Consider the following 11,187-nt stretch of genomic DNA (forward strand, 5'->3'; position numbering starts at 1 on the left):
ATTTTGGTAGTTTATTATGATTACTCTGAGTGGATACAAAATACTTACCCAAATGTCCGAAAGCAATAATTCAGAAGTTTATCGGGCTATTCAAGAATCTGACAATCAGCCAGTTATCCTCAAAGTATTAAAGCAAGACTATTCTACTACCCAAGAACTTGCTCGCTATAAGCAGGAATATGAAATTACGCGCAATCTTAATTTTGAAGGAGCAATAAAAGTTTATGGTTTAGGCTCTTATCAGAGAACGCTGGTTATGATCCTAGAAGATTTTGGGGGGATATCTTTAGACCGATGGTTCAAAGAACAACCTCTTAGATTTGAAATTTTTTTTCCTATTGCTATTGAGATAGTTAAAAGTTTAGGTAATATTCATGCAGCCCATTTAATTCACAAAGATATTAATCCAGCTAATATTGTTTTCAATCCCGCCACTAAACAACTCAAAATCATTGATTTTGGTATTGCTACCGTACTCAAACGAGAAGATCCTAGCCTCAAAAATCCCTACATTATTGAAGGCACTTTAGCCTATATTTCCCCTGAACAAACCAGGCGAATGAATCGCCCTTTAGACTACCGCACCGATTTCTATTCTCTCGGCGTTAGCTTCTACCAACTGCTGACAGGACAATTACCCTTCGAGAGAACTGATGTCTTGGAGTTAGTTCACTGCCATCTAGCTATACAACCCATACCTCCTCATTTACTCAATTCTAACATTCCTTTGGTGGTCTCTAATTTAGTGATGAAGCTGATGGCCAAAACGGCTGAAGAAAGATATCAGAGTACCTACGGTATTAAAGCTGATTTAGAAGAATGCCTCAGACAATTTGAATCTACAGGTAAAATAGTAGACTTTCCCCTAGCCACTAAAGATATTACCGGACAGATCCAAATTCCTCAAATACTCTATGGTAGAGATGCAGAAATTTCAACCCTAATCGCAGCATTTGAAAGAGTAACAGCACCAGAAAAAGCCAAACCATTCGTAACGGAACTTATGCTAGTAGGTGGGTATTCTGGGGTTGGAAAAACAAGGTTAGTACAAGAACTCTATAAACCTCTAACTGAAAAACGAGGCTATTTTATCTTAGGTACATTTGATCAATTTCAACGTAATGTTCCCTACTCTGCGGTTGTCAACGCCTTTACTAACTTGGTACAGCAACTCTTAGGTGAAAGTAAAGCACAACTGAATCAATGGCGAGAAAAGCTTTTAACTGCTTTAGGAGTTAATGGACAGATAATTATAGATGTTATTCCCGAAGTCGAATTAATCATTGGCAAGCAACCACCCGTATCAGAATTAAGAGCAACAGAAGCTCAAAATCGCTTCAATTTGGTCTTTAAAAATTTTATTCGCGTATTTTGTTCCCCTGAGCAACCTCTCATTATCTTTCTTGATAATTTACAATGGGCAGATTCGGCCAGCCTAAAGTTAATAGAATTGATTATGATGGATGCAAAACTTAAATTTTTATTTCTCATTGGAGCTTATAGAGATAACGAAGTCAACCACGCTCATCCTTTAAAAAATACTCTTATAAATTTACGACGAGCAGGAATAATTATAAATGAAATTATTTTAAAGCCACTAGAATTACATCATATTAATCAATTAATTGCAGATGCAATCTTCAGTGAAATAAAATATATAAAACCTTTAGCAGAATTAGTCTACCGAAAAACTAATGGCAACACTTTTTTTGTTAATGAATTTTTAAAAACAATTCATTCAAATGACTTGCTTGTATATAAGCATGATTCATTCGATAAAAATCAAAAACCCTCTTGGCATTGGGATATAAAATTGATTGAAGAGTTAAACATTACTGATAATGTAGTTGAATTAATGCTCGTTCAAATGCAAAAATTGCCACAAGCTACTCAACAAATTTTAATTGTAGCATCTTGTATGGGAGCAGAATTTAACTTATATACAATTTCTATAGTTTGTAAAAAACCAGAAACGGAAATTTTCAAAAGTTTAGTTCCAGCAATTGATACAGGTTTAATTATTCCTGTGTCAGAATTAAACGAACAACTACTAATTCAAAATTATAAATTCGGGCATGACCGCATCCAGCAAGCAGCTAATATTCTCATTGATGAACAACAAAATCCAGCTATTAACTTAAAAATTGGCCGTTTGCTATGGAAGAATACTCAAGCAGAAGATTTATCTGAAAAAATATTTGAGATTGTCGATCATCTTAATGTAGGGCGTAAACTTATTACTGATCAACAAGAACAAATTAAAGTTGCAGCACTCAATTTACTAGCAGGACAAAAAGCCAAAGCAGCAATGGCTTACGAAGCCGCACTCAAATATTTAAAAGTAGGGCAGGAACTTTTAGAAGATAAAAGTTGGCAAAAAAACTACAATTTGAAACTAAATATATATGTGGAAGCAACGGAGGTAGCATATTTAAATGGAAATTTTGAACAGATGGAAAAATTAACTTTAGTGGTGTTAACAGAAGCAAAAACTTCATTAGATAAGCTAAAAGTATATGAAGTCAATATTGAAGCTTTACAAGCCCAAAATAAAGAGCTAGAAGCTATTAAGACTGCATTGCCCGTGTTGCATACTTTAGGAATTGATTTTCCCGAATTAGTTCAACCATTAGATATTCAACAAGAATTAGAAAAAACTCGAACAAATTTAGCGGGTAAATGTATCGAGGATTTAATTAATTTGCCCCAAATGAACGAACCGTACAAATTAGCGGTAATGAGAGTGACAAGTTGCATATTTTCTTCTATCTATATTGCTGCTTCTAATTTGTTACCATTACTAGTTTCTAAACAGGTAAATTTATCGCTGGAATATGGGAACACTTCTCTATCTGCTTTTGCTTATGTTAATTACGGATTAATTCTGTGTGGTGTATTAGATGAAATTGAGGAAGGTTATCAATTTGGTTGCCTAGCTCTAAATTTGGTGGATAAATTTCATGCTAAAGAACTTATTTCTAAAATCAAGGCTGTGTTTTACGCAACTATTAGTATTTGGAAAGAACCGATTAGATCCTCTTTAAAGCTATTGCAAATTACCTATCAAATTGGCTTAGAAATGGGAGATTTATATTATGGAACTACCTGTGCTTTTATATACTCATTCCATTCAATTTTTGTAGGACAAGAACTTAATAATTTGGCATTAGAAATAGCTAGCTACAGTCAAACTCTTAGCCAACTAAAACAAGAAGGTACCCTCAATTACAATAATATTTATGGTCAGACTGTCTTAAACTTGATGGGGCGTGCTGAATCTCCCTACCGTTTGTTAGGAGAAGCATACAATGAAGAAATTATGCTTCCGCTTCATCTCAAGACAAACGATCGCTATGCCCTTTGCGCTTTATATTTTAATAAACTGTACCTATGTTATCTTTTTGGAGATTATTCTCTAGCTGTTGAAAATGCTGAAAAAGCAGAACAATATCTAGATGGAGCAACTGCTACATTACTGATTTCTCTATTTTATTTTTATGATTCCCTAGCTCGCCTTGCTAACTATGACTCTGCATCAAAAACTCAAAAACAGCAAATATTAGTAAAAGTTACAGAACATCAAGAGAAAATGCGAAATTGGACGCGTTATGCTTCGATAAATTACTTGCATAAATTTTACTTAGTAGAAGCAGAGCAGCATCGTGTGAAAGGAGATGCGCTAAAAGCGATGGAATTTTATAATCGCGCTATTGAGTTAGCTAAAGAAAATCAATATTGCAATGAAGAAGCACTAGCTAATGAACTAGCGGCGAAGTTCTATTTAGCTAATGGTCTCAACAAAATCGCTCAAATTTATATGACCGATGCCTGGTATTGCTATCTCAAATGGGGAGCAGCAGCTAAAATTAAAGATTTAGAAAATAGATATCCTAATTTGCTAGCTATCAAATCTGAGATCATAGCACCAGGAAAACCTAGTTTTAAAACTACCAGTGAACAAACTAGCTCAGAAGTACTGGATTTGAAAACAGTTGTGAAAGCATCGCAAGTTATAGCCAGTGAAATTGTATTGAACAAATTGCTGGAAAAGTTGATGAAAATTGTGATCGAGAATGCAGGTGCTCAAAAAGGCTATTTAATTCTCGACAAAGCAGGTGAGTGGGTAATTGGAGCTCAAGGATCGGTAAGTTCTGATAGCGTTACTATTATGCAGTCGATTCCAGTTAACTCATCAGATAGCGATCGCCAAACACCTCCCTTATCAGCTGCTATCATCAATTATGTTGCTCGTACTCAAAAGGATATAGTTTTAAATGATGCAGTTCATGAAGGAGAGTTTATCCGTGATCCTTACGTTGTAGTAAATCAACCTAAATCGGTTCTCTGCACTCCTCTGCTTTATCAAGGCAAACTGAGCGGTATTTTATATCTAGAAAATAATTTAACAACGGGTGCATTTACTCCTGAACAAGTTGAAATTTTAAGAATCCTTTCTACTCAAGCAGCTATCTCCATTGAAAATTCTTGCCTTTACGAGCAATTAGAGGATTACAATCGAACTCTAGAACAGAAAGTAAAAGCCAGAACCCAGGAATTACGAGACAAAAATCAGGAATTAGCCAGCACCCTGCAAAAGCTCAAAGCCACACAAGACCAAATTATTGCTCAAGAAAAATTAGCTTCTTTAGGAGCATTAGCAGCAGGTATTGCCCATGAGATCAAAAATCCCTTAAACTTTGTTAACAATTTTGCCGAACTTTCTGTGCAATTAACCCAGGAATTGCTTGAAGAGCTAGAAACTCAAAAAGATCAATTAGAGTCACAAAGCAGAGAAAACATTGAAGAAATTTTAGATGATCTGAGCAAAAACGCTCAAAAAATAAATGAGCATGGTAAAAGAGCAAATGATATCGTCAATGGAATGCTTATGCTCTCTAGAGGGCAACTCGGCAAACGACAACTAAATGATATCAACGCTTTGTTAGAAGAGTCTATAAATTTGGCTTATCATGGGATGCGTGCCAAAGATCCTTCTTTTCAAGTCGCCATCGAAACAAATTATGACCAACAAATTCCTAAGTTGAATATCATACCGCAAGATATTAGCCGTGCCTTCATTAATATCATTAATAATGCTTGCTATGCAGCCAATGAGAAAAAGAAAGAAGTAGAAGCAGGATTCTTGCCAAAAATCTCGATTAAAACTAAGGATTTGGCTGAAAAAGTAGAAATACGTATTCAAGATAACGGCAATGGTATTTCTCAGGAAGTTGTCGATAAAATTTTTAATCCCTTTTTCACCACCAAACCTACAGGTGAAGGAACAGGCTTAGGTTTATCAATTAGCCACGATATTATTGTGCAGGGGCATCAAGGAGAAATACGAGTAGAATCTAAAGTTAAAAATTATACAATTTTCATCATCAATTTACCTAAGGATCTACCAAATCAGAATAATATTTAAGCCAAGGTAGTTAGGACATCGATAAACGATAAAATTTAGACACGAAAGGACTTTAACTCTGTCACCTGGCACCTGGCACCTGCTATAAAATGAATTGAATCGTCTGAAAATTTCTCATGATTCATTGTAGTATTTATATGTAAGGCAGATTTTTAATGGATTGTTCTCATGAAAATAATAGTTGTAGATGACGAACAAGATATTCAGTTATTGTTTGAACAGCAATTTCGCAAAGAAATTAAAAACAACCAAATTCAATTACATTTTGCATTTTCAGCAGAAGAAGCACTACAATATTTACAAAGAGAATTAAATAATTGCATCAGTTTAATTTTAACAGATATTAATATGCCGGGTATGAGCGGGCTAGAAATGCTCAAAATTATCAAAACAATTTCTCCTAATTTAAAAGTATTTATGATTAGTGCATATAACGACGAGAGTAATTACATAATTGCTAAAGAATATGGAGCTGATGATTATATTATAAAACCAATTGCATTTAATACACTCAAAACAAAAATATTAAATTTATAAATCAAATAACATAGGAAATAAAAATGTCGGTAAAAATACTGGTTGTAGATGATGAGCCTGATATAAAATATTTAATCCGCCAGAAGTTTAAGAAAGAAATCAGAAATAAGCAGTTTGAGTTTATTTTTGCACACAATGGTTTTGAAGCTCTTGAGAAATTAGAAGCTGAACTAAATATCGATATAGTATTAACTGACATCTATATGCCCGAAATGGATGGGTTAACTTTACTAAATAAATTGAATGAGTTATATCCCTTCATTAAAACAATTATTATTTCTGCTTATAATGATATTGGCAATATCAGAATAGCGATGAATCGCGGTGCTTTTGATTTCCTGACTAAGCCGCTCGATCTTCAAGATTTAGAAGTTACTACTAACAAAACTCTGCAACACGTGCAGCAGATGAAAGCAGCTTGGGAAGAGGAGCGTTTAGCACAGCAAGCTCAAGCAGAATTATTGCTCAATCTGCAACAAGAGATCGCCGTGCGCCAAAAGGCGGAAGAGGCATTGCGTGAAAGTGAGAGCAGGCTTGCTCAATTTTTAGAAGCTGTACCAGTGGGGGTATTTGTTATTGATGGCAATGGCAAATCTTACTACGCTAATCAAAATGCACAACAGATACTTGGCAAGGGAATCGTAACAGAAGTCACTAACAATCGATTAAACGAAATTTATCAAGCTTATTTGGCAGGGACAGGGCAGTTGTACCCCACTGAGCAGCAGCCCATTGTGCGAGCGTTAAGTGGTGAAAGCGTCTCTGTGGACGATATTGAAATTCGCCAAGCAGCCAAGATTACTCCCTTAGAAGTCTCAGCTACACCGATTTTTGATGACAATGGTCAAATTATCTATGCCATAGCTGCTTTTCAAGATATTAGCCAACGCAGAAAAGCAGAAGCTGAACGGATTCAGTTTACACAGGAATTAACACTTAAAAATGTTGCCTTACAGCAGGCAAAAGATGCATTAGCCGAATCCAACCGTACCCTAGAACAAAAAGTTGAAGAACGCACTCAAGAACTATCACAAACGCTAGAAGTTCTGAAAGTTACTCAAAATAAACTGATATTTGAAAATGCCTTACTCAGGAATGCGGAGCAACCTTCAACCTATGATTATCAAGTTGGTGGTAGTTTACCAATGGATGCTCCCACGTATGTGGTGCGTTCCGCAGACCGTTATCTTTATAAAGCGTTAAAGATTGGGGATTTTTGTTACATTCTGAATGCGCGGCAAATGGGCAAGTCAAGCCTCATGGTGCGTATGATGCATCATCTTCAGCAAGAAGGTTTCAGCTGTGCAGCCATTGACATGACTCGTCTTGGCAGTGAAAACATTACTCCTATTCAGTGGTATAAAGGATTAGCAGTCGAGTTGTGGCAAAGCTTTAATCTACTAGAAACAGTGAATTTTAAAGCCTGGTGGAATGAGCAAAAAGATTTATCGCCAATCCAGTGCTTGAGTCGATTTATAGAAGATATTATTTTAAATTACGTTAAAACTGAAAAAATTTTTATCTTTCTAGACGAAATTGATAGCACCTTGGGCTTAAAATTTCCCGTTAATGACTTTTTTACTTTAATTCGCTTTTGTTATAACCAACGAAGTATTAATCCAAACTATCGACGTTTAACTTTTGCTCTATTTGGTGTTGTTACACCTTCTGATTTAACAAGTGACTACAAGAGAACACCTTTTAATATTGGTCAAGCAATTCACTTAGAAGGTTTTAAAGAACATGAAGCCCAACCTTTACTTCAAGGATTAACAGATAAGGTTAGGAATCCCCAAGTAGTACTGAAAGAAATGTTAGCTTGGACAAGTGGTCAGCCTTTTCTTACTCAAAAGCTTTGTCAGATCATCCGTAATTCTTCATTCTCTATTCCTGTTAGTTGTGAGGCAGAAAGGATTAAGAACTTAGTGCAAACGCATTTGATTGAAAACTGGGAATCTCAAGATCAGCCAGAGCATTTGAGAACAATTCGCGATCGCATCCTTAAAAGTGAATGTAGGCCTGTAGAGCTACTCAAACTCTATCGAAGAATTTGGCATCAAAAAGAAGTCGTCTCAGTTGATAGTCCAGAAGAAAAAGAATTGCTCTTATCAGGGCTGGTGGTCAAGCAACAGGGTTCTCTAAAAGTTCATAACCGTATTTATGAATTGGTATTTGACAGCAGTTGGATTAATCTGCATATCTGAACCCGGATTTTTGTCACTTAAAGGAGAAAATGTCTTAATGTTTGCCAATGATGTGCTGGAATTGGAACCATCATGCCGCGATAAGTACCTTGAATCTCGTCAGCTAAATAAAAATCAGACAAGCCAGCGTCAATTTTCGCAACTCCATGTAGATTTCCCAAAGCAGCTTTTAGGAGATGTTTTAAAAATGAAGGGCTATTGTAAGAAAGCTTACAAGGCTTAATCTGAAATTTGTAAACATCATTACCTTGTGAGTCTCAGAGGTTGTTTGAAAAGTGGTTAGCTGTGATTTTAAGTACTCGTTGATCCCCCCTAGCCCCCCTTAAAAAGGGGGGAATTAGAATCAAAGTCCCCCTTGAAAAGGGGGATTTAGGGGGATCTAAAACTTTTTGCTACTAACAAAAGGACTTTTCAAACAGCCTCTCAGCACCATTTTTGGGCAAGTTAGTAAATTACTAAAGTACGTCCCGCAATATTTGTTTACAACGTGTTCCATTTTGCCGTTATCTCGGTGTCCGCACTTCAGAGGCTTCAATTGGTACGGTTTCATCCCTGGCGATGCCTGCGGTGGCAAGCTACGCAATATTGATAGCGACTTATCAAGTCCTTAGCTTAAGTTTCGGAATCACTGCTCATTTCGCCTCTTTACCTAAGCGCTAGGTTGTAGAGCGAACTTTTGGTTGGCTTAATTGGTGTCGGCGTTTAAGCAAAGATTATGAACGACTACATAAACCTTAAATACTTTTATTTATACTGCGATGATACGTATTATGGTTCGACAACTCATATAATTTTTGATCCGCTTCAACTTTTAAAATATCCTCTTAAAAGTTAATTATATTATTGATAATAATCATGAGTTTTATATGAAATTTTATATGAGGTTTGGAACAAACTTAAATCAAGAATAATGTCATAATAATTAGGAAGATACTTAAACAAGCACCCATGTTTTAGCTATGTTGAGAAATTTCTTCTCCGGATTTACTTGTTTTCACATAACTTAGTTTTTTCTTACCTACTTAGTTTTACATTCATGTACCTCTAATCATCAGGCATTAATTTGTTTCTTTTAGGGTCATAAGAGCAGCGCAAACGCATCTAAATTACTCTTGATCACAACGAAGGTTAAGAACCAACGAAAAAATCTTTCCTTTCGCGTTTGATTATTTTTTAAGCCCCAAAGCGATGCCTGCGGCGGACGACGCCAACGCCTAAAGCTTTCGCAGTAAGCAAAAGTTAATGACATTACTTTTCACTCTATTGAGAATATACTTTGCTTATTGACATGATGCGGCCGCCCTGATAGTATTTTGCATAAAAAGAAAAAACTAGACTGATTAATATTTGAGGATTCGATAAACAACATCCTCAAACTTAGGAACTCTAACTAAAGAAATGATTGCAATATTTATAGGAGATTCAAAGCAATGATTATCGTCATGAAATTAGGGACACCATCAGTAGAAATTGAGCGTGTTGTTGAAAAAATTGGTCGTTATAAAATCACGCCACAAATATGCCAAGGTGAGCATAAAGTAGTAATTGGCTTAGTAGGTGAAACGGCAGAAACTGACACAAAACAAATTCAAAATATCAGCCCTTTTATTGAGCAGGTAATTCGGGTGAATAAGCCATTTAAACGGACTTCTTTAGAATTTCGTTATGGTGAAGCTAGTGAGGTAGTTGTATTAACACCAAATAAACCTGTAATCTTCGGTCAAAACCATCCCTTAGTCGTAGTAGCTGGACCCTGTTCTGTAGAAAACGAAGAGATGATTGTAGAAACAGCACAGCGAGTCAAAGCAGCAGGAGCGCAGTTTTTACGAGGAGGAGCATATAAACCCCGCACCTCCCCCTATGCTTTTCAAGGTCATGGTGAAAGTGCTTTAGAGTTATTAGCTAGAGCTAGAGAAGCTACAGGCTTAGGGATTATTACAGAAGTCATGGATACAGCTGACTTAGACAAGGTAGCTCAAGTGGCAGATGTAATTCAAATTGGCGCTCGTAATATGCAGAATTTTTCCCTACTCAAGAAAGTAGGAGCGACAGGTAAGCCAGTACTATTGAAGCGTGGACTTGCAGCCACAATTGAAGATTGGTTGATGTCAGCGGAATACATTTTGGCAGCGGATAATCCCAATGTGATTTTGTGTGAGCGGGGGATTCGCACTTTTGATCGCCAATATACACGGAATACCCTGGATATATCTGCAATCCCAGTATTGCGATCGCTAACTCATTTGCCAATTATGATTGATCCCAGCCATGCTACAGGGAAATCTGAGTTTGTGCTACCCATGACTATGGCAGCGATCGCCGCTGGTGCAGATTCAATGATGATAGAAGTTCATCCCAATCCAGCCAAAGCGCTTTCAGATGGTCCACAATCTCTAACTTTGGAAGCATTTGACCAATTAATGCAAGAAATGGCTGTTCTTGGTAAATTCTTTGGTCGTTGGACTCAAAACAATTATCCACTTACAACACCAAAAATAAGCACGAGAGTTGCCAGCCCCATCAGTATCTAAAGAAACAGGAGCTGCAATCTACAGTTATTCACCACGATAGGAAAAAAGTCTTCAATGCATATTACATCAACAACTAAAAACACAACCTCTCATTCGATATCAGGCTTTGTTGGCAATCCCAGTAAAACTGTAACTGTTGACAATCATGACCTAACAATAGATGAAGTAGTCAGCGTTGCACGTTATGGAGTACCAATTTGCATAACTGATAATCATGATGCGCTACAAGGTGTTCAAGCATCCTGTGACTACATTCACAACGCTGTAGAAACAGGAGCGCCCATTTACGGTGTGACAAGTGGTTTTGGTGGCATGGCAAATGTCGTCATATCTAAAGAATCTGCCGCTCTGCTGCAAAACAACCTAACGCTCTTTTATTACTCTCATGAGAGTATAATTAATTACTAACAGTTTAACTTAGCAAGGGTATTTAATTGGGTTCAAGAACGGCTACCTCCACGATCACCGTGGTAGATCAGTACTGCGATGC

At 36.6% G+C, this 11,187-nt stretch carries 6 protein-coding genes and 1 pseudogene; all 7 read left to right on the plus strand.

Annotated elements, in window-relative coordinates; genetic code table 11:
* Positions 1 to 52: 52 nt before the first annotated feature.
* The 7 genes and pseudogenes from LC653_RS29615 to LC653_RS29650 all read left to right on the plus strand — a co-directional run bounded on the left by LC653_RS29615 (position 53) and on the right by LC653_RS29650 (position 11,105).
* Positions 53 to 5,425, plus strand: coding sequence for a trifunctional serine/threonine-protein kinase/ATP-binding protein/sensor histidine kinase (locus LC653_RS29615; protein WP_229498224.1), 5,373 nt, complete (start codon positions 53 to 55; stop codon positions 5,423 to 5,425).
* Positions 5,426 to 5,593: 168 nt separating this feature from the next.
* Positions 5,594 to 5,962, plus strand: a complete 369-nt coding sequence (locus LC653_RS29620; protein WP_229498219.1) for a response regulator — start codon at positions 5,594 to 5,596, stop codon at positions 5,960 to 5,962.
* A gap of 23 nt (positions 5,963 to 5,985) precedes the next feature.
* Positions 5,986 to 8,166 carry an AAA-like domain-containing protein gene (locus LC653_RS29630; protein ID WP_308189162.1) on the plus strand — a complete coding sequence of 727 codons (2,181 nt, stop codon included), beginning with the start codon at positions 5,986 to 5,988 and terminating at the stop codon, positions 8,164 to 8,166.
* A 37-nt stretch (positions 8,167 to 8,203) separates the two neighbouring features.
* The gene (locus tag LC653_RS29635) at positions 8,204 to 8,389 is read left to right on the plus strand and encodes a hypothetical protein (RefSeq protein ID WP_229498220.1); all 186 of its coding nucleotides are present in this window, start codon (positions 8,204 to 8,206) and stop codon (positions 8,387 to 8,389) included.
* A 437-nt stretch (positions 8,390 to 8,826) separates the two neighbouring features.
* Positions 8,827 to 8,957, plus strand: a pseudogene (locus LC653_RS29640) (transposase); the annotation flags it as partial.
* Positions 8,958 to 9,596: 639 nt separating this feature from the next.
* Entirely contained in the window at positions 9,597 to 10,697 is a 1,101-nt protein-coding gene (gene aroF, locus LC653_RS29645) for a 3-deoxy-7-phosphoheptulonate synthase (RefSeq protein WP_229498221.1), read from the plus strand.
* Between the two features lie 54 nt (positions 10,698 to 10,751).
* Positions 10,752 to 11,105 (plus strand): aromatic amino acid lyase, encoded by a 354-nt coding sequence (locus tag LC653_RS29650; RefSeq protein WP_229498222.1) that lies wholly within the window; start codon positions 10,752 to 10,754, stop codon positions 11,103 to 11,105.
* The last annotated feature ends 82 nt before the right edge of the window (positions 11,106 to 11,187 follow it).

Source organism: Nostoc mirabile CHAB5784, from assembly GCF_020829645.1.
In the GTDB taxonomy this organism is placed as follows: Bacteria; Cyanobacteriota; Cyanobacteriia; order Cyanobacteriales; family Nostocaceae; genus Nostoc; species Nostoc mirabile.